Source organism: Aliikangiella marina (assembly GCF_007004765.1).
Taxonomy (GTDB): Bacteria; Pseudomonadota; Gammaproteobacteria; order Enterobacterales; family Kangiellaceae; genus Aliikangiella; species Aliikangiella marina.
The window spans coordinates 114,926-134,650 of sequence record NZ_VIKR01000002.1; the positions used below are offsets into that span (position 1 = coordinate 114,926).

At 43.2% G+C, this 19,725-nt stretch carries 21 protein-coding genes; 4 read left to right on the forward strand and 17 right to left on the reverse strand.

What is annotated here, in order from left to right; translation table 11 throughout:
• Positions 1-17: 17 nt before the first annotated feature.
• The 5 genes from tatA to ubiE are packed head-to-tail and all read right to left on the reverse strand — an operon-like array spanning position 18 to position 3,697.
• Positions 18-257 carry a Sec-independent protein translocase subunit TatA gene (gene tatA / locus FLL45_RS06745; protein ID WP_142941268.1) on the reverse strand — a complete coding sequence of 80 codons (240 nt, stop codon included), beginning with the start codon at positions 255-257 and terminating at the stop codon, positions 18-20.
• A 30-nt stretch (positions 258-287) separates the two neighbouring features.
• Entirely contained in the window at positions 288-623 is a 336-nt protein-coding gene (locus tag FLL45_RS06750; protein WP_142941269.1) for a histidine triad nucleotide-binding protein, read from the reverse strand.
• Positions 624-652: 29 nt separating this feature from the next.
• On the reverse strand, positions 653-2,290 hold the full coding sequence (gene ubiB, locus FLL45_RS06755; protein ID WP_142941270.1) for a ubiquinone biosynthesis regulatory protein kinase UbiB: 1,638 nt from the start codon (positions 2,288-2,290) through the stop codon (positions 653-655).
• Positions 2,283-2,906: a ubiquinone biosynthesis accessory factor UbiJ gene (locus FLL45_RS06760; RefSeq protein WP_142941271.1), complete on the reverse strand. Its 624-nt coding sequence runs from the start codon at positions 2,904-2,906 to the stop codon at positions 2,283-2,285. The genes ubiB and FLL45_RS06760 overlap by 8 nt, the downstream gene beginning before the upstream one ends.
• A gap of 26 nt (positions 2,907-2,932) precedes the next feature.
• Positions 2,933-3,697, reverse strand: coding sequence for a bifunctional demethylmenaquinone methyltransferase/2-methoxy-6-polyprenyl-1,4-benzoquinol methylase UbiE (gene ubiE, locus FLL45_RS06765; RefSeq protein ID WP_142941272.1), 765 nt, complete (start codon positions 3,695-3,697; stop codon positions 2,933-2,935).
• A gap of 223 nt (positions 3,698-3,920) precedes the next feature.
• Between ubiE and folP the strand changes: the two genes are divergently transcribed.
• The 3 genes from folP (at position 3,921) to FLL45_RS06780 (ending at position 6,604) form a co-directional block, all read left to right on the forward strand.
• A complete protein-coding gene (folP, locus tag FLL45_RS06770) occupies positions 3,921-4,742 on the forward strand; it encodes a dihydropteroate synthase (protein WP_246075796.1) in 822 nt (273 codons plus the stop codon).
• A gap of 76 nt (positions 4,743-4,818) precedes the next feature.
• Positions 4,819-6,156: a phosphoglucosamine mutase gene (gene glmM, locus FLL45_RS06775; RefSeq protein ID WP_142941273.1), complete on the forward strand. Its 1,338-nt coding sequence runs from the start codon at positions 4,819-4,821 to the stop codon at positions 6,154-6,156.
• A gap of 34 nt (positions 6,157-6,190) precedes the next feature.
• A complete protein-coding gene (locus tag FLL45_RS06780; protein WP_142941274.1) occupies positions 6,191-6,604 on the forward strand; it encodes a CBS domain-containing protein in 414 nt (137 codons plus the stop codon).
• Between the two features lie 150 nt (positions 6,605-6,754).
• Here FLL45_RS06780 and FLL45_RS06785 read toward each other — a convergent pair whose 3' ends face one another.
• The gene (locus FLL45_RS06785; RefSeq protein ID WP_142941275.1) at positions 6,755-7,615 is read right to left on the reverse strand and encodes an ATP-grasp domain-containing protein; all 861 of its coding nucleotides are present in this window, start codon (positions 7,613-7,615) and stop codon (positions 6,755-6,757) included.
• A gap of 309 nt (positions 7,616-7,924) precedes the next feature.
• Complete coding sequence (locus tag FLL45_RS06790; RefSeq protein ID WP_142941276.1) at positions 7,925-8,794, reverse strand: MaoC family dehydratase; 870 nt, start codon at positions 8,792-8,794, stop codon at positions 7,925-7,927.
• A 265-nt stretch (positions 8,795-9,059) separates the two neighbouring features.
• Here FLL45_RS06790 and FLL45_RS06795 point away from each other — a divergent pair, with 265 nt between their 5' ends.
• On the forward strand, positions 9,060-9,497 hold the full coding sequence (locus FLL45_RS06795) for a hypothetical protein (protein WP_142941277.1): 438 nt from the start codon (positions 9,060-9,062) through the stop codon (positions 9,495-9,497).
• A 13-nt stretch (positions 9,498-9,510) separates the two neighbouring features.
• On the opposite strand, the gene FLL45_RS06800 is transcribed toward FLL45_RS06795, so the two are convergent.
• The 10 genes from FLL45_RS06800 to FLL45_RS06845 form a co-directional block, all read right to left on the reverse strand.
• The gene (locus FLL45_RS06800; protein WP_142941278.1) at positions 9,511-11,439 is read right to left on the reverse strand and encodes a GGDEF domain-containing protein; all 1,929 of its coding nucleotides are present in this window, start codon (positions 11,437-11,439) and stop codon (positions 9,511-9,513) included.
• A 124-nt stretch (positions 11,440-11,563) separates the two neighbouring features.
• On the reverse strand, positions 11,564-11,818 hold the full coding sequence (gene nqrM, locus FLL45_RS06805; protein WP_142941279.1) for a (Na+)-NQR maturation NqrM: 255 nt from the start codon (positions 11,816-11,818) through the stop codon (positions 11,564-11,566).
• Positions 11,819-11,827: 9 nt separating this feature from the next.
• Entirely contained in the window at positions 11,828-12,778 is a 951-nt protein-coding gene (locus FLL45_RS06810) for a carbon-nitrogen hydrolase family protein (protein WP_142941280.1), read from the reverse strand.
• 38 nt (positions 12,779-12,816) lie between these two features.
• A complete protein-coding gene (locus FLL45_RS06815; protein WP_246075797.1) occupies positions 12,817-13,728 on the reverse strand; it encodes an FAD:protein FMN transferase in 912 nt (303 codons plus the stop codon).
• A gap of 163 nt (positions 13,729-13,891) precedes the next feature.
• On the reverse strand, positions 13,892-15,118 hold the full coding sequence (gene nqrF / locus FLL45_RS06820) for an NADH:ubiquinone reductase (Na(+)-transporting) subunit F (protein ID WP_142941282.1): 1,227 nt from the start codon (positions 15,116-15,118) through the stop codon (positions 13,892-13,894).
• Positions 15,119-15,136: 18 nt separating this feature from the next.
• Positions 15,137-15,745 (reverse strand): NADH:ubiquinone reductase (Na(+)-transporting) subunit E, encoded by a 609-nt coding sequence (gene nqrE / locus FLL45_RS06825; RefSeq protein ID WP_142941283.1) that lies wholly within the window; start codon positions 15,743-15,745, stop codon positions 15,137-15,139.
• Positions 15,745-16,389, reverse strand: a complete 645-nt coding sequence (locus FLL45_RS06830) for an NADH:ubiquinone reductase (Na(+)-transporting) subunit D (RefSeq protein WP_142941284.1) — start codon at positions 16,387-16,389, stop codon at positions 15,745-15,747. Before FLL45_RS06830 ends, nqrE begins: the two co-directional genes overlap by 1 nt.
• Positions 16,389-17,150 carry a Na(+)-translocating NADH-quinone reductase subunit C gene (locus FLL45_RS06835; protein ID WP_142941285.1) on the reverse strand — a complete coding sequence of 254 codons (762 nt, stop codon included), beginning with the start codon at positions 17,148-17,150 and terminating at the stop codon, positions 16,389-16,391. Before FLL45_RS06835 ends, FLL45_RS06830 begins: the two co-directional genes overlap by 1 nt.
• Positions 17,140-18,369, reverse strand: coding sequence for an NADH:ubiquinone reductase (Na(+)-transporting) subunit B (locus FLL45_RS06840; protein ID WP_142941286.1), 1,230 nt, complete (start codon positions 18,367-18,369; stop codon positions 17,140-17,142). The genes FLL45_RS06835 and FLL45_RS06840 overlap by 11 nt, the downstream gene beginning before the upstream one ends.
• Positions 18,369-19,712 (reverse strand): Na(+)-translocating NADH-quinone reductase subunit A, encoded by a 1,344-nt coding sequence (locus tag FLL45_RS06845; RefSeq protein ID WP_142941287.1) that lies wholly within the window; start codon positions 19,710-19,712, stop codon positions 18,369-18,371. Before FLL45_RS06845 ends, FLL45_RS06840 begins: the two co-directional genes overlap by 1 nt.
• Between the last annotated feature and the right edge of the window lie 13 nt (positions 19,713-19,725).

A 19,725-nucleotide genomic window follows, 5' to 3' on the forward strand; every position in this document is an offset into this window, starting at 1 on the left:
CGATGCGGATAATCAGGCTATTCTGCTTTTGTTTTTTCTTTTTCTTTATCAGAAACCACTTCCCCTTCTATAACCGAGTCTTTTTCTTTATTTTCGATAGAGTCTTTAGTGCTTTCTTGACCATCATTGACCGCTTTTTTAAAGCCTTTAAAAGCTCCACCGAGGTCTGAGCCGATGTTTTTTAAGCGCTTAGTACCGAACAACAAAATGACGATAACTAAAATTATAAGTAACTGCCAAATACTAATACCAGCCATAACTGTAATCTCTCTAAGTAAATTTTATCATTATGCAAAAGGTAACGGGCCACCACCAAGTAGATGGAAGTGAATATGGAATATCTCCTGACCGCCGCCTTTCTCTGTGTTTATTATTGTCCTGAACCCAGCTGTTAAACCGTGCGCTTTCGCAAGTTTTGGCAACAATAGCATTATTCTGCCCATCAATGCCTCATCTTCTGGTAACAAATCATTTAAACTAGCGATATGTTTATGAGGAATCACCAGTAAGTGGACCGGGGCTTTTGGGGCGATATCACGGATCACAAAGACATCATCGTCCTCGTAAACCTTTTCTGAAGGAATTTCTCCCTTATCTATCTTACAAAATAAACAATCGTTCATAGATTCTCTCTTCACACCGGATATCGGGTCTAGGCCCTGAAAGATACCACAAAACTTGCTAATGACAAGCTGAGCAAGATTTGCTTGATACCATCGCTCGCTAGCCAAATGGGCTGATCGAGCAAGCTGACTAAAACCAGGGCTAAGCCGAGCAGCGCCCATTTTAATCGGCCAGAGCTCTTGTTTTGTGAATCTTTTAAGACTTCTATCGATTTAACCAGCTCACTCTGTTTTTCTTCTTGTTGAATGGAATGTTCTAGGAGAGTTGCAACTTTTTCTGGCATATCTGGCAGCTGCTCTAACCATTCCGGAAATTTGTTTTTAATTTTCTTAAAGATAGCCCGCGGGCCATAAGTCATCGCCACCCATTCATTAAGGAAAGGTTGCGCGGTTTCCCACAAATCTAGTTGGGGATATAACTGTCTGCCGAGTCCCTCGATATATAAAAGTGTTTTTTGGAGTAAAACGAGTTGAGGCTGGACCTCCATTTCAAATCGACGTGCGGTCTGAAACAGTTGAATCATAAAGTGGCCGAAAGAAATTTCATCGAGGGATTTGCCAAATATGGGCTCACAGGCGGTACGAATCGCAGTTTCAAACTCTTCTGCAGAAAAATGCGGTGCTATCCAACCAGATTTTATATGAAGCTCAGCGACTCGACGATAATCTCGATTAAAAAAAGCGATAAAGTTTTCACCAAGATAGCGTTTGTCTGATTCATTCAGTGTACCCATGATGCCGCAATCAATACCGATATAGGTTGGATCGGCGGGGTTTGAAACATCAACAAAGATATTTCCCGGGTGCATATCCGCATGAAAGTAACTATGTTTGAATACTTGCGTAAAGAAAATTTCTACGCCTCTGTGAGCGAGAAGCCGCATATCGACATTAGCTGCTTTGAGGGCTTCTACATCACCGATCGGAATACCATAGATTTTTTCTTGGACCATGACGCGTTCACGGCACAAGTCCCAATATACGCTTGGCACATACAAAATCCGATTATTTTCAAAGTTATGACGAAGTTGGCTAGTGTTCGCCGCTTCGATTCTAAGGTCTAATTCGTTAAAGAGCGTGGCTTCATAGTCTTTGATAACGGTTTTTGCGTGCAAACGTCTGCCGGTGCTTGAGTATTTTTCAAACCAACCGGCCAATAAGTGCAAAAGTTTTAAATCGGCCTTTATTTTGCGAGTGATGCCGGGGCGAATGATTTTAACGACGACTTCGTCGCCATTGAGCAGGGTCGCGCTATGCACTTGTGCGACCGACGCAGAAGCCATCGGAGTAGGGTCAAAATGGCTGAATATCTCGCCGATAGGGCACCCTAACTGCTTTTCGACGGTCGCAACTGCGACTTCGGAAGTAAATGGCGTCACCTTATCTTGCAGTTTAGCTAGTTCGTCAGCAATATCTGGAGGCAACAAGTCGCGGCGAGTTGAGAGCATCTGACCCAGCTTAACGAAAATAGGGCCAAGCTCAGTCAAAGCTTGGTTGAGCCTTTCACCCCGGTTTAGAGATTTATGGTTGTTGCTGGATAATGCAAATAGTTTTAGCAGCCGAGTGATTTTGGACAGTGGAGTCGGGGCTAAAAACTCTTCAAGGCCGTGCCTAACCAAAATTCGATTAATAACGAACGCGCGACGTAAAGTCAGTAAGCTAGTCATCAGTCTTTAACCTCTGTATGCGCGCTTCTAGTCGATCAGTCTGGCTTCTCAATGTATCAATGGACTCATAAAAATTATCAAGCTCTAACTTTGACGGGGTTACTTGGATTTCTTCTCTCAAATATTCCGGCACATCTTGTTTTAGGTTGCCGATAAATCCTTCAAGAAATCCACCGATATGTTTGATACCTTGGCTTATGTTGTGGCCGACGACATCACCAAAAACTTGGCTGATAGGTTCTTGCCAGTCGATTTTTAAAGACTGTGTTAATGACTGAAATTGCCGTGCAACATTAATTTCACCGCTAAAGTGTAAGTCACCTTTGAATATCGAGTCGCCTGAGTTTTCTGCGTTGATTGAACCAATGAAGGCACTCATTTTGCCTTGAATTGATGCAGAGGGCTCGCGATCACTTTTTGGCAGCACAACAAGCGATCCACCTGGGAAAAGGAAATAATAATCGAGTTGGAAGTCTTCGATACGAATATGGATGACTTTGTCAGCAAATGATTCGAGTTTAGATTGTGCTTCGGGATCAAGGCTCAGCAGACGGTTGCCTGCTTGCTCAATCGCAGCGCACGAGGTCTCTCGTATCAATCCTTCTAGTGCTTGCATAATTGATCGCTGTGGTCCAGGTTGGGTTAATACTTAAAACCACGATGGAGGGCGACAATACCTCCAGTGAGATTATGATATTCGCAGTCTTCGAAACCGGCGGTATTGAACATATCCTTCAAGGTTTCTTGATCGGGGTGCATTCTGATTGACTCTGCAAGGTATTGGTAGCTATCGGCATCGCCCGTTACCCACTCGCCAAATTTGGGTAAAAGACTAAACGAATATTGATCATATATCTTGCTTAGCCAAGGAAATACGGGCTTTGAAAATTCTAGTACTAATAATCGGCCGCCGGGTTTAATTACTCTGAACATTGATTCAAGCGCTTTCTGTTTATCGGTTACATTGCGCAGACCAAATGCAATGGTGACGCAATCAAAGGTGTTGTTTGCAAAAGGGAGACTCTCAGCGTTTACTTGAGCATATTCGATATTATTAACTAAACCGCGGTCGATCATTCTATCGCGGCCGACTTTGAGCATCGATTCATTAATATCGGCCAAAAACACCTTTCCGGTCTTCCCCACCCGTTTTGAGAACATGGCCGTAAGATCCCCTGTGCCACCCGCGAGGTCGAGGATTGTATGGCCGGCTCTGGCACCGCTCATGTCGATGGTATAGCGCTTCCACAAGCGGTGAATTCCGCCGGACATGATATCGTTCATAATGTCGTATTTTTGGGCAACCGAATGGAATACATCTGCCACTCGTTTTTGTTTGTCGGCGACAGGGACATTTTGGTAGCCAAAATGAGTGGTTGTTTCGTTTTCCGGGGTAGACTCTGACATGTCTATTTTTTCAACTGAGTAACTGCAATTAGAAGCAAGTATATCAAGACTTTAAAGGTCGGTCAGTAAGTTAACGCTAGTGCTTGGCTGTTGCATGATCAGGATCGCTATTCAAGCAATAAACGGTGTTACCTCTGGCATTATTTTGACATAATTAGGCGGTAACGTGATCAAGCAGTGACCCGCTTGATAAAAAAGACAAAAACAACAAAGAACCGCTATTTTGTTTAAAACTCACTCGATTTATAACGCTGAAATTCCGTTAATCATGGGGATATTAAATGTGACCCCGGATTCGTTTTCAGATGGTGCTAAGTACAACCAGTTCGATAAGGCATTGGCGCATGCTGAATATATGTTAGCCGAAGGCGCTGATATCATTGATATTGGTGGCGAATCAACCCGGCCTGGAGCGGCTGAGGTGGCTGTTGCAGAAGAAATTGAGCGAGTCGTCCCGCTGATTGAGAGGGTCAAGTCCTTAGGCGCTCGGGTTTCAGTCGATACCAGTAAGCCGGAAGTTATGCTGGCTGCAGCTGATGCTGGGGTGGATATGATTAATGATGTCAGGGCATTACAATCGCCCGGCGCTCTCGCGGCGGCTGCTGCCTGCCAACTTCCAGTGTGTTTAATGCACATGCAGGGACAACCCAGAACCATGCAGGCTAACCCCCAATATGCAGACGTGGTTGAAGAGGTTAGGCATTTTTTAATTGAACGTATTCATGCTTGCGAAAAAGCGGGGATTGCGAGCCGTTTATTAAGTATTGACCCCGGGTTTGGTTTTGGTAAAACCCTGACGCATAATATAGCGCTACTTAATCATTTATCGGCATTTAGCCAGCTTGGCGTGCCAGTTCTAGCTGGTATGTCTCGAAAATCCATGTTGGGTCAAATTACCGGCAGAGAAGTTCATGATAGAATGCCGGCAAGTCTCGCGGTGGCTTTAATGGCGATGCAACAGGGGGCTAAGATTATTCGAGTTCACGATGTCGCCGAAACCGCCGATGTTAGAAAAGTTTTTATCGCGTGTCGGAAAGAACAATAACTGCGCAGGTTAAACCGCTTTTTTACTACAAGTCAGTAAGAAATTATAAAACGATAGAAGTATTTAGGAGACATAGATGTCGAAAAGAAAATATTTTGGTACCGATGGAATTCGCGGACAAGTTGGCCATCATCCCATCACGCCAGAATTTGTCCTTAAACTAGGATGGGCAGTCGGTAAAGTATTAGGGAAGAATGAAGGCGACCGAATTGTTATTGGCAAGGATACTCGGATTTCGGGGTATATGTTTGAATCGGCGCTAGAGTCAGGAATTATTGCCGCCGGTATGAACGTGCAAATTCTCGGTCCAATGCCTACCCCTGGCATCGCTTATCTCACCAGAACTTTTCGCGCAGCAGCCGGCATTGTGATATCGGCTTCTCACAATTCTTATCTCGATAATGGTATTAAGTTTTTTTCACCAGAAGGGTTAAAGCTGCCAGATGAAATCGAGCTAGAGATTGAAGCAATGCTCGACCAGCCGATGGAAACCGTGTCTGCCGAACGGCTAGGGAAAGCAAAGATGGTGAAAACGGCAGCGGGCCGTTATATCGAGTTTTGTAAAGCGAGTGTGCCAACAAGCTTGTCCCTTAACGGCCTAAAGGTTGTTATTGACTGTGCCAATGGCGCAGCATACTCGATCGCGCCAAAAGTATTCCGAGAGCTTGGTGCGGATGTTCATCCAATTTTTAATGAGCCAGATGGTCTTAACATCAACAAGGAATGTGGAGCTACTAGTCTCAAGGCAATAGCAAAAGCGGTTAAGGAAAATGAGGCTGATATTGGACTCGCTTTTGATGGTGATGCTGACCGAATTATGATGGTGGATCATAATGGCGATATCGTCGATGGTGACGAGCTATTATTCATCATTACGAAAGATGCAAAACAGCGTGGCGCATTAAAAGGGGGCGCAGTCGGCACCTTGATGACCAACTTTGGTATCGAAAAAGCCTTTGAAGCGGAAGGTATCCCATTTAAGCGGGCGAAAGTCGGGGATCGTTACGTGATGGAAATGTTGTTAGAAAATAATTGGCAGTTTGGTGGTGAATCCTCGGGGCACATTATTTGTTTAGAGAAAAACACCACCGGTGATGGGATTATTTCTGCTCTACAAGTTCTTGCTGTTATGGCTCATGAAAATAAATCTTTAGCGGAACTGAAACAAGGCATGACCAAAATGCCACAAACAATGGTTAACGTAAAAATATCTCAGAAAACCGATCCTTTGAGTAATCTGGCGGTGGCGGATGCAGTCAAAGACGCTGAATCAAAACTCGCCAATCGTGGACGAATTTTGCTCAGGGCGTCTGGAACAGAACCTCTGATCAGAGTTATGGTCGAAGGTGAAGACGAATCAGAGGTAAAATCTTTGGCGAATCAATTAGCGGATATCGTGAGAGATAACCTATAATAAAATCGATAATGACAAAAACTAAGGAGTTTGTATGCTCAATTCTGTAACAGTTAAAGATTATATGACCTCTGCGATGATCACGATGAAGCCAGAAGTTGACATCGTTGAAGCAGCACAGACCTTACTTGAATACCGACTCTCGGGAGCGCCTGTGGTCGATGAGCATAATCGCGTCATAGGCTTCTTATCCGAGAAAGATTGCCTACATACGGTTCTCAGTGCCGTCTACAACAAAGACTATGGTGACTTGGTTTCTGACCGCATGACTAAAGGCATTAAATCTGTGCATCCCTCAGAGAATATTACCGATGTTGCAGAACGCTTTCTTAAAGATGGAGTGAGAATGTATCCGGTTGTTGAGAAAGAAGTGCTCGTTGGAATGATTTCTCGGCAAAGTGTTTTAAATGCTTTTGTTCGGATTGCGGCGAATAGTCCTGGTCAATAATCTGGTCAAAGTTAATGAAGTCCTATTGAGAACCAAATAGTCTCGGTAAAATGCCAATTCAGCTACCGGTAGTCCTGTCCTGGTAGTTGAAATATTTTTTTAAATCCCACTCAGTGATATTCGATACTCCTAGCGGTTGGTTGTTTGAAACTACAATCGGTCAACCAGCGCGTAAATATATTCGCAAAAACTGCCCCCCACTCTTGGGTTGATCTCAAGGATCATCGGCTCACCATTCTCAATTTTATAGTTAATACAACAAATTCCTTCGTACTCTATAGCGGCCAAAATTTTACTAAACAAGGTTAAAAAACGGCTCCGACAGACTGTTCGTGTCAGCGCCTTGTCTTGACCCTTGATCGGTAGCGCTTTGTCGAATAGATATTCAATATTTAAAGAATATTGAATTTTTCCTCGGTGAAAATAAATATGCGTTGCATATTCTCGATTCCCTAAAACGAGAGCTTGGGTAAAAAAGTCTGGATCTGCTATCTGTTGAGCAAACTTAGTACGATCCGCTTCCGTTTGAACAAGATGTGAGTTATGGCCAAACACATCAATTCGTTTTTTTACGATAAAAGGGAGATGAGGGGCACAGTCTAAAGCTGGAATGTAGCGCGAAAAACCATTATCTAACATAAACGCATTAAACCGAATTTTGTCATCGCATAAAGCGATCGATTCACTCGAAGCAACAGGAATGAGGTTGTTTTGGATGTAGTCACTATGCTGATTCAAAAAATAACTGTCGTCCAAATTGAGCGGAATAACCAGATCGAAGTTGCCAATATTATCAACACTAAACTCTGCATAAGTGACTTTATGTTGAGTATTGGCAAAGCCCGTCTGAAGCGACTTTTGCCAGCCTTTTTGTTTAGAAACGAGTATTTCAAGTGGTGGCTTAGCAGCTATCTTGCTTTTGTACTTCAGGTACCGACGAAATAGAAAATTGATGATTTTTAAATAAACCAAATAGGCTTTGCGTGTGATAGCTATATTTTTCGATTCCATTCGTATACTGCTTTGTTTTGGATTTTATGGATAACGTTTCGATGTTGTTGGCTTTTTAATTGCAAACTGATAACGAAGGAGGTGACAACAGGCCTTTGGTATATCGGCTTACCAGAAAGATTGAATTGCATATAATGTCAAATTGAGTCTTTTCGTAGTTGGCGTTTAAAAACCAACAACCCGAAATAGGCGATTGTCACTGGTTGCCAATTGAGTTAAAGCAGAACAAAATTTCTATGGGTAGTTTAGTCTCTGATAGTTCAACAAGCAATTGCTTACTATCTCATTAGCCAAAGAATATTTATTCTATCAGCGATAGTTTAACCGACCGACCAAATGTTGGGTTTGTTTGTCAAGTGACTCCATTAGGAAGTATCTTTGTGAATTTTTTTGCGCATATTTAAATAAGATGTCAGATGCTGTTTTAACCGGCTTTTTAAAATTAACCTCGACTGATTGAATGTGTTCATCAGCAATGTTTAATTGACCAATTGCAGCAGCTTTTAACCACATGCCATGTGCAATAGTTTGTTTAAAACCAAATAGCCTTGCAGTGAGATTTGACAGATGAATCGGATTAAAATCTCCGGAAATTCTAGCATATTGTTTGCCGATATCAGCGGCGACTGAAAAATGCTCGGATCGCCAATTGATATCCTCAGGTAGCTCAATAAACTCCGGCTTGGCTTCAACTTGTTGTGCAGATAATGTGGTCAAGTAAAGATAAAATGAGCGACTTTGCCACATTAATTCGTTATCAACTTTAACTTCGGTAAGAAGTTCGGTTTGAATGCCTTTTGGCATGTTCTGTGATTTTCCTAAATAGCAATTGATCTCCAAGCAGCTCTCAACTGGTATTGGCTTTAAACTACAAATAATATTTCGTGTGTGCACAAGACCAATAACAGGTAGCGTGAACGCTTCACTGACTAAAAGTGATAATTGCGCATTAAAGGATAAAACATGCGGATAGGTGATTGGTAAATAAGCGTCTGAATGAAGCTGACATAGTTTTTGGTAAGATATAAGTCGAAGCGAATCTGTGGGAGTTTTATCAAAAAACACTAATTGCCGAGACTTTTTTTCGACTGGTCTGCCTGGTTTCGCGAGTGTCAGTATCGCGCGTAAATATAGGCTTAATTTAGACTGGCTAGCAGGTAACACTGTTTTTGTTGTCATTTTCTGTCGGTCGTTCGAGTATTAACTTGCAAGTGCAATAAAATAATTGTTTTTTCAAGCGTAAATTAAATTTTACGCGTTTATAATTATATAAATATTTTTTCTCAGGTATATTTAGCTTAAACAAGTATGACATTGCGCGAAAACTACTTGAAATTGCTATTTGAGATAAGGCAAACTGAGTATCGTGCGACGACGAGTCGCCAACCTCACTCCTTTTTCTGAGGGATATGATTGCTAGGGACATATGAATTGGGAGGCAATAATGTCAGGAGACAAAGAACTGATGGATGATAGTTTATCCAATCAGGCAAAAGACTATGATGTCCAGATGAAGTTTGATGGTAATTTGTTACGCTACTTTGTTACCGGCGAACGATCATTTACCGCGTCATATCGGCTTTGGGAGCGTATCTATAGCGACTGCGAAAAATACGACACCAATAATGTTCACGCAACGGTTATTCTCTCAGGAGTCCTCGAGAGAATGGAGATCCCGTTGATCATTCAAAAGCTCATTTCCTTAAATAACAAGCGCCCGATTAATTGCGCGTGGGTTGATCACAATCATGCCAGTTATCTCGATAATGTCATCGGTGAGAGAATTCCTAGACCTGATTCAATGAATATCCAAATATTCAATAACGATGAAGATGCCATAGAGTGGCTAAGCGCAGTGATTACTGAACCTTCCTCTTGTTAAGCTCTGTCGTGTCTTAGGCAATTTGAATTTGATTTCTGCCAGCTTGTTTGGCCTGGTATAGCGCATTGTCGACTTTTTGTAAGAAAGTCTCTAAATCATACTGGTGATCAAACAATCCCAGGCCTGCAGAAAAAGAAGGGACTAACTCGTCCAAGTTTAACGAAGCGATTGGCTGGTTAACGAGCTTTCTCAGTTTATTGATGACAAGTTTGGCTCCGTTTAAATCAGTGCCCGGTAAAACAATCAGAAATTCTTCGCCACCAATTCGACCGATGATGTCGGTTTTCCTTAGGTTAGTTCGGCTTAATTGAGCAAAGTGTTTTAGCACTTCATCGCCGACTCCATGACCGTATTTATCATTGATAGATTTAAAATGGTCAAGGTCAAGAATTGCCACGCATAACGCTGTTTCTAAACGTCTTCCGAGCGCAATTTGTTCTTCAAGTAACTCGATGGTTCGGCGACGATTACAAAGCTCAGTCAAGCTATCGGTAGAGGCAAGCTTCTCTAAATGCGCTTTGTGCTTTCTGTCTCGATAGACCATCACTAAAACGAGTAGCACAACAAAACCAAGTGACACTATCGTTATAGTTAAAAATTGATTTTGTTTGCGACTACTTTGAATGGTCACTTGTTGCAGCTGATTGGCTTTCTCCAGTAATTGATTTTCTCCCTCAATAACATCAAGTTCGTACTGAGTACGAAGTCGATGGAGTTGTTGGCTACTTTGTTTTTCAAGGAGCTCTGCTTTAGCTTGCTCAGATCGGAGCAAGAGTTGGTAGGCTTTTTCATGCTCGCCGGTCTTCGACAGTATTTGAGACTCTAATATATCGAGACTGAGTTTCTGAAAGGGCATTGAATCGGCATTTAAATGTTCTCTAGCTGATTTTAGGTGTTTGAATGCTAGATCTAATTGTTGCCGCTTAAGCGCAATAATTGATAAGTGGCGAGCGCTATCTAACAGCATATACGCGTTATTTGCGGCTAAGAAAATTTCTCGTGCTCTTAGGTTTAGTGATTCAGCAACTTCAAGATTATTGTCTTTTATTTCGATTGAGGCGAGCGCTCTCAGTGCATAGGCAACGCCTTGAATATCGTCCAACTTTTCCGATAGTTTGAGCGCTTCTTGAAGTTGCGCTTTGCCTTCTTTTTTATTGCCTAATCCGACATTTGCCTTGCCCAGTCCGTAAAGCGAAATGCTAAGTTGTAATTCATCGCCTATATTGCGACAGTGTTGAACTGACTCTTCATAAAAAGGTGCTGCAAGATCATCTTCGTTTCTATACTCATAAAGTAGCGCTAAACTATTCGCGACATCACCTTTGGTCAAATCTCGACGATATTTTGTTTGATATTCCTTTGGTGCTAAGCGATAAGCTTGCTGTAAATCCTGCATTGCACCTAAATAATCGACAAGGCTGGTTCTAATCACGCCACGACTAAATAGTGCGCTAACTTCTAATCGCTCGTCGTTGAGTTCTCTTGCCCAAATTAACGCATTAGTGGCTCTAGACTCGGCAGTTTCTAAATTACCTTGGATATCTAAAGCCATGGCCAGAGTGAGTTGTATCTTGTGGAACAACCAAGGTTGCGATGCTTGGTCAATGTAATCTAACGCAAGTTGCGCATTGAGCACTGCTTTGTCGGGATAAGCAAGGCCGTAGTAAGCTTCGCTGAGGACCAAGTAATATTGCGCTTTTAATGAATTATCTGCCGAGCTTTTGGGCGGTGAGGCGAGTAAATCTTTAAGCGTTTTATTTGGAAATTTTCGGTAATTAAATAATAGTTTTTGGTAAGATTCTTCGAGCTCTGACACATAGTGTTTTGTACTAGCGGGAGGAGCAATAGCTACGACTAAGTGCGAGTAACTCAACACGATTATTGAAAGCAATAAAACACTGAAATTCAAGACTGAGACGGGCAGCCAAATACTACGTATCACCGCTTATATTCCTGTCGATCGGTTTGCCAATAATAATTGTCCTCAAGTTACTCTAATAAGCCTAGTACAAACGAGTAACTTTGCGGAATTATGTTATTCAGGTAATATCGAGAGAATTAAGCTATTAAGGCTCCAGAGTCGTAACCTGTATTTGGTTCTCGCGAAGCTTTTTTTCTTCGCGAGTTTGTTCTTCGAGCCGCTTTAATAGTTCCTTGCGTTTGTCGCAAGGCTCCTCGCAGTCGCATACTTTTTCTAAGCCAAGGTCTGCAATGCCACCGCAGCTACCTTTTATCTTTTTACGTTGAACAATATAACCGATGGCCATAATGAAGATCACGGTTAGCATTATTAAAAAGGTGACAAAAATTACTTCAATCATTTTAAAACTCTATTCATCTTTAAAAACAGCGGTTGCTTGCCGCCGCCGATCAACGGTTAGTTGGGTAACATCGGGCCTTGAATAATGACCTGATGGATCAAAATTATGTCGCTCTCTTCTCACGGAAGCATGATCGAGCTCGGCTATAAACAACCCCTCGCATTCAGTTTGCGGCTCTATTAACCAACTCCCATCGGGGTTAGCAATGCAAGAACCGCCATTAGCAAAGAAGGCCTCATCAGCGTCTGCCAGTTCAGCCAATTCAGGCAAGGTTACATCAACATCTGTCGGTCGCATGAGGCCACATACTGCCATGTGATATGAGCGACCTTCCTTTGCCAGCACAGATGTTAAATCATACGTGTTTTTTAAGTTTCCGGGCCAAATAGAAACGTGTAAATCTTCTCCTTGAGCGTAAAGCGAGGCACGCGCTAAAGGCATCCAGTTTTCCCAACAGTTTAATCCGCCAACAGTAAACTCGCCGAGGGAGTGGGTCACTAGTCCATGGCCATCACCTGGAGACCAGCTAAGCCTTTCCTCGTAAGTGGGCATTAGCTTGCGATGGACCGATGCTATTTGTCCTTTTTCGCTGATATACACCATCGAACAATATAAACTATGACCACCGCGATCTGACGGTCTCTCGATTATTCCAAGGTAAATAGCAATGTTCTTCTGCTTTGCAACCTCACACAGTGGCTCTAAATCACCGCGTTCAATTTGCACCGCCTGTTTTGCGTACTCGGCTTGAATTTTCTTTTGCTTGTCATCGTTGAAACGAGCACCATCGGTTCTTTCTAGCCAAAAGGGGTATCCTGGCACCAATGCTTCTCCGAAAGCGACTAGCTGACAACCTTTATCGGCAGCATCGTGAACATATTGAGCGACTTTTAACAAAGTCGCCTCGCGATTGAGTAAGACTGGTGAGATTTGTGCCAATGCGGCTTTAATCGTTTGCATTTCGGAGCTCGGAAAATGACTATAACTTGCTTAGCTTATCATAAGTCGCTTAAAAATGGCTTAAATGCCTCGCTGTAGACTTCTTCGAAGCCGGCGCTCGATTTAACTAACATAAAAATTGGCAGGTTATAGCGGTTTGCGAAAGCGAGAGAGGCTTCTGGTCCCATGACCATCATCGCCGTTGCATAGGCATCGGCAAACATGACTTGAGGGTGCAATACAGTAACTGATGCCAGGTTGTGGGTGATCGGATAGCCCGTAGTTGGATCAATCGTATGCGAGTATCGTTTGCCATCTTTCTCAAAGTAATTTCGATAGTCTCCAGAAGTGGCCACTCCAAGGCCATTCGGGGTTAAAGTTTTTTGGATCGAACGTTGGTCGAGGGTAGCTGATTCGATCGCAATAACCCAGGGTTTTTGGCGTGAATTTACGCCTTTAGTGATAACTTCACCGCCAATTTCCACCAGATAGTTTTGACTACCAGCCGCTTCGACAATTCGAGCTATTTCGTCTACACCATAACCTTTGGCAATCGCAGATAAATTGATTGACAAATTGGCGAGTTTTTTAGCGACACATGATTGTTCTACAGTAATTTTATCGGTGCCGATTGTTTCAAGTAGATTATCGATGGTCTCTTGGCTTGGAATTTGATTGTTAGTGTCCTTTTTGTCGAATCCCCAGATTTCGATGAGCGGTCCGAGTGTGACATCAAATTTGCCATTGCTTTCCTTGGCTATTTGGACTGCGCTTTCAATCACGTACTGAGTGTCAGCGGATAAAGGAATACAATCAGTAGTTTGGTTGCCATTAAAACGCATCAATTCCGAATCGGCAATATAAGTTGACATCAGCTGATTAATTTCAATTAGACGATCATCGACTTGCTGTTGAAGTTTTTTACTATCAATACCCTGACTTTCAAGTGTAATTTGATAAGTTGTGCCCATCGTAAAACCAGTCAGGCGTTCATATTGGGTCTTCTGCTCACAGCCAACGAGACATAAAAAAATTAGAGTAAAAAGGGGTAATCGAAACATAGGTAGGTTTGACTTTGTTGCGCTAGAAAAACATTGATCAATAAAAAAGGGCAGTAAAACTGCCCTGTATTGGTTAGCCGCCGAAGTCGTCCAAGAAGATGTTATCTCTTTCAACCCCTAGGTCTTCGAGCATCTTAATGACGGCTGCGTTCATCATAGGCGGTCCACACATATAGTATTCACAGTCTTCAGGCGCTTCATGATCTTTTAGATAGTTGTCATAAAGAACGTTGTGAATAAACCCAGTGTAGCCATCCCAGTTATCTTCAGGCATCGGATCAGAGAGGGCAACATGCCACTCAAAGTTGTCGTTTTCAGCTGCGATACTATCGAAATCTTCCACATAGAACATTTCGCGCTTACTACGAGCGCCATACCAAAATGAGACTTTGCGATCGGTGTTAATGCGTCGGAACTGGTCAAAAATATGAGAGCGCATCGGCGCCATACCAGCACCACCACCAATAAAGACCATTTCGTTCTTGGTCTCTTTAGCAAAGAACTCACCGTATGGTCCAGAGATAGTGACCTTATCTCCTGGCTTAAGGTTAAAGATGTAGGATGACATTTTACCCGCAGGGAGACTCATGTTGCGTGGCGGTGGCGAAGCAATCCGCACGTTTAACATGATCATGCCTTTCTCTTCCGGGTAGTTAGCCATCGAGTAAGCGCGCATTACTGGCTCTTTTACTTCTGACACTACGTCCCAAAGCTTGAAGTGATCCCAGTCAGGATGGTACTCAGGGTCGACATCAAACTCGCTGTATTTCAATTTGTACGGAGGACATTCAATTTGGATGTATCCACCTGCGCGAAAAGGAACACTTTCGCCCTCAGGTAACTTCAATTTAAGCTCTTTGATGAAAGTTGCTTTGTTGTCATTAGAAATGACTTCACATTCCCATTTTTGAACACCAAAAACCTCTTCAGGCAATTCAATGTCCATGTCTTGCTTAACATTTACCTGACATGATAAACGGTAGCCTTCGCGGGCTTCTCGTTTGGTGATGTGACTTTCTTCAGTTGGAAGCAGTGAACCACCACCTGACTTTATTTTACACAAACACTGGCCGCAGGTTCCGCCACCACCACAAGCAGAAGGGACAAAAATACCGCTGTTTGCGAGTGCACCTAGCAGTTTTCCGCCGGCTGCAGTAGTCATAGACTTCTCGTCGTCACCATTAATTCTGATATTAACATCACCGCTGCTAACTAAGCCTTTTTTAGCCGCGAGAATAATTAACACTAACGCTAGAATGACTAGCGTAAACATGGAAACGCCAACAATTATCTCTTGCATAGTCGTTATTTCCTTTTATTAAAGCTGAACGCCGGTGAACGACATAAAACCTAATGCCATCAAACCAACAGTGATAAAAGTAATACCCAAACCGCGTAAACCGTCTGGTACGTCGCTGTATTTCATTTTTTCACGAATACCGGCCAAAGCAACTAATGCTAGCGCCCAACCAAAGCCACTACCCACGCCGTAGACGACTGATTCACCAAAATCGTACTCGCGCTGAATCATAAATAGACTGCCACCTAAGATGGCGCAGTTTACTGTAATTAACGGCAAGAATATCCCTAACGCTTGATATAAAGCTGGAACAAACTTATCCAAAAACATTTCTAAGATTTGCACGATTGCAGCAATAACGCCGATATAGACGATTAAGCCAAGAAAGCTTAAATCAACATTAGGTAACCCAGCCCACGCGAGAGCTCCTTCTTTTAGCAAATAAGTGCTTAGTAAGTAGTTAACCGGGACAGTAATCGTTTGTACCACTACTACCGCAACCCCAAGACCGATTGCCGTTTGGACTTTCTTCGATACCGCAAGGAAGGTACACATACCGAGGAAAGCTGAAAGCGCCATATTGTCAACAAATACGGAGCTGATAAATAAACTAATATAATGTTCCATTAGTTAGTTTCCTCTACTTGTTCTGGTTTCCAGGTTCTTAAACCCCAGATGATGAAACCGATGATGAAAAACGCACTTGGCGGCAATAAGAGCAAACCATTTGTGTGGTACCAACCACCATCTTTTGCAGGGTCGAGGATGGTAAATCCTAATAAGCTTCCTGAACCGAACAGCTCTCTGACTGAAGCGACAATAATTAAAATTACAGAGTAACCAAAACCATTACCGACACCATCAAAGAAACTCATGACAGGTCCATTCTTCATTGCGTAAGCTTCCGCGCGTCCCATTACAATACAGTTTGTAATAATCAATCCGACAAAAACCGAAAGTTGTTTCGCCGTCTCAAATGCATAGGCTTTTAAGATTTGGTCAACAATGATGACCAAAGAAGCGATAATCGTCATTTGGACAATGATCCGAATGCTTGAGGGAATTTGCGCTCGAATGGTACTGATTAATAAGTTCGAAAATGCACAAACTAAAGTTAATGCAACACACATTACCAATGCAGTTTCTAATTTTGTAGTAACCGCTAACGCACTACATAAACCAAGAATTTGCAGAGCAATCGGATTGTTGTCTGCAATAGGTTTAGTAATAACGCTTTTTATTTCCTGAGCGTTAATAACTGCGGTAGTCATTATGCTTCTCCCTTAGTTACATCTAAGCGTGACAAAAACGGCCCAAAACCTTGCTCGCCTAGCCAGTAAGTCAACATGTTTTCAACCCCTGAGGTCGTCCAAGTGGCACCCGATAGTGCGTCGACCTCGCGGTTATTTGAGGCTGAAGTTTTAACCAACGTTAGAACAGTGTTACCTTTTTCATCAAGCAACTGTTTGCCAGGCCATTTAGCTAACCACATTGGGTTATCAACCTCACCACCGAGTCCTGGTGTTTCCCCGTGCTCATAAAACTTCAAGCCGACGACAGTTTGTTTATCAGACTCTAAGGCGACAAAGCCATATAAGGTTGAGAAAAGACCGCTCCCATGGATAGGAAGAATGATTTTCTCAACTTTGTCACCGTCACGAACTAAGTAAACACTTGCGATTTTTGAGCGACGTCTAATTTTCGCGATATCTTCTTCAATCGCCACACTTAAGTTCGGATCTTTAGCACGCTGGCGTTGATTGAAGGCTTCGGGGTTTTCAATTTCGACGAACGCACCAGTTTCTAAATCGACAAATTTTTGCTCAACTTTTCCGAAAAGCTCCTTGAGATCGGCGCCTTCGGTAAGCAAGTTAGCAGCCATTAAGATGTTTTTCTTTTTGTCTAAAACCGCGTTCGATTTTTGGGTCTCTTTTAGTGAAACTGCGGTTCCAGAAACTAAAATAGAACAAACCAAACACAGTGCGACAGCAACAATAATGGTCTTTAGGAATGAATCGTTATTAGCTGGCATAACGTTGTGCCCTCCGCTTAATATTCGATTGAACAACAAAGTGGTCAATTAACGGTGCGAATAAGTTAGCAAACAGAATGGCAAGCATGATGCCCTCTGGGTAAGCTGGGTTTGCAACGCGAATCATCACGCACATTGCACCAACTAACGCGCCAAAATAGAACTTACCGCGGTTGGTTAATGAGGCAGAAACCGGATCGGTCGCCATAAACATCATACCGAAAGCGAAGCCGCCTGTGACTAAGTGCCAATGCCATGGCATTGCAAACATTGGGTTTGTCTCGCTGCCAACGGTGTTGAATAGGAGCGATGTTGCAACCATTCCGCCGAACACCCCAAGGATGATTCTCCAAGAAGCGATTTTGAAGTACATTAATGCCGCACCACCGATAAGAATCATGAGTGTCGAAACTTCACCGATTGAGCCAGGAATAAAGCCAAAGAACGCGTTTTGCCACGCTTGGCTAGCAATTGCGTCAGTTAAAGACATAGCAAAGTATTGGTTCATCTCACCGACAGCGCCCGCTGCAAGTGGTGTCGCACCGGTATAACCATCAACAGCATTCCACACGTCGCCTGACATCTCTGTTGGGTAAGCGAAGAATAAGAACGCTCGTCCTGCTAATGCTGGGTTCAAGAAGTTTTTACCCGTGCCACCAAAGATTTCCTTCGCAACGACAACGCCAAAACTAATACCGAGTGCGACCTGCCACAATGGCACATCAGGCGGCAAGATTAAGGCAAATAAAATCGAAGTAACAAAGAAACCTTCATTGATTTCGTGACCGCGGACTGAAGCGAATAACACTTCCCAAAAACCGCCGACGATAAAAGCTGTTGCGTATATTGGTAGGAAATACAAAGCACCGATAAACATCGCGCTTAACACATCTTTTGAGTATTCAGCGCCAAATAGCGACATCATGCTACCACGCCAGCCTTCAAGTGAAGTGGCACCAGTGACAGCCATTGCGTCAACCGCTTGATAACCGACATTGTACATTCCCCAAAACATGGCAGGGAAAGTACACGCCCATACGAAGATCATAATACGCTTTAAGTCGATATTGTCTCTAACGTGCGAAGCATTGTGTGTAACGTGCCCCGGAGTATAAAAAATGGTCGTTACGGCCTCGTAAAGCGCGTACCATTTTTCGTATTTACCCCCTTTTTCAAAATGGGGTTCGAGGTGCTCGATATATTCTTTTAAACTCTTCATCAGCCTTCCTTCTCAATGGTTGATAAAACGTCGCGTAAAATCGGACCGTATTCGTACTTGCCTGGACATACGAAGGTACATAGAGCGATATCTTCTTCGTCAAACTCAAGAACACCGAGTTGCTGAGCGCCTTCGGTGTCGCCAACAACAATAGCTCTTAGCAATTGCGTTGGTAGAATGTCCCAAGGCATAACATCTTCGTAACTACCGATTGGCATGATCGCTCTTTCACTGCCCCCAGTTGAGGTAGTGAAATTGAATTTTTTATTAGAAATAAAGTGTGAGACAAATGCGCGAGTCACTGAGAACTTATCTGAGCCTGGACGAATCCAACCGAAAAATTCTTTTTCACGACCTTCAGCGAGAATACTGATTTGGTTGTGATAGCGACCAAGGTAAGCACGGTGATTAACGGCAATGTGACCGTTAAATACTGAACCAGAGATGACTCTTTCGTCTTGCTCGTCAAATTGATCTTTAGTCAGTTGATCGGTGTTTGCGCCGACTCTCGTTTTAATCAAGCGAGGTGCTTTAACCAATGGGCCAGCCAAAGAGACCACACGATCGGTAAATAACATACCGGTGGTGAAAAGCTTGCCAATTGCAATCACATCCTGATATCCGACATGCCATACGGTTCTGAGATCGTTGACAGGTTTCAGGTGATGGATATGTGTACCTACGTTACCGGCTGGATGCTTTCCGCTAAATGGGTGGTAGCTGGCAATTGGGTTTTGCGCAAGGTCATGACGCTTAGTTCCGTCGTAACCGACAAATAATTCGCCGTCTGTGAGGTGCTTTAATACGGTCAGTCCGTGATTGAATGCCTCGATTTGAGGTTCTATCACCACCATAGGGTCAGCAGCAAGTGGATTCGTGTCCATTACGCTGACAAATATAGCCGCTGGCGTTGAGTCAATGGCAGGTACTTTGCTCATTGGGCGAGTGCGAATGCTAGTCCACATGCCAGAAGCAACCAAGTTGTCGACCACATCTTGACGATTTAATTGCGGTAGCTGCGCAGCATCATATTTGGAGAATTCTTTATTCTCATCGCCTTCGATCTCAATCACGACAGATAGAAGCTTGCGCTTTGCGCCACGATTAATCGCTGAGACAGTCCCGCTTGCCGGTGCTGTGTAAATTACGCCATCAGTTTTCTTGTCGATGAAAATTTCGTCGCCACATTTGACTTTGTCGCCGACTTTAACCTTCATGGAAGGCTTCATACCCAGGTAGTCTTCACCAAGTATTGCGACCTCTCGAACTGCTGGCCCATCAAGAATTTCTTGTTTTGGGCTTCCGGTAATCGGAAGATCCAGACCTTTGTTAATTTTGATCATAGATTTTCAGTGG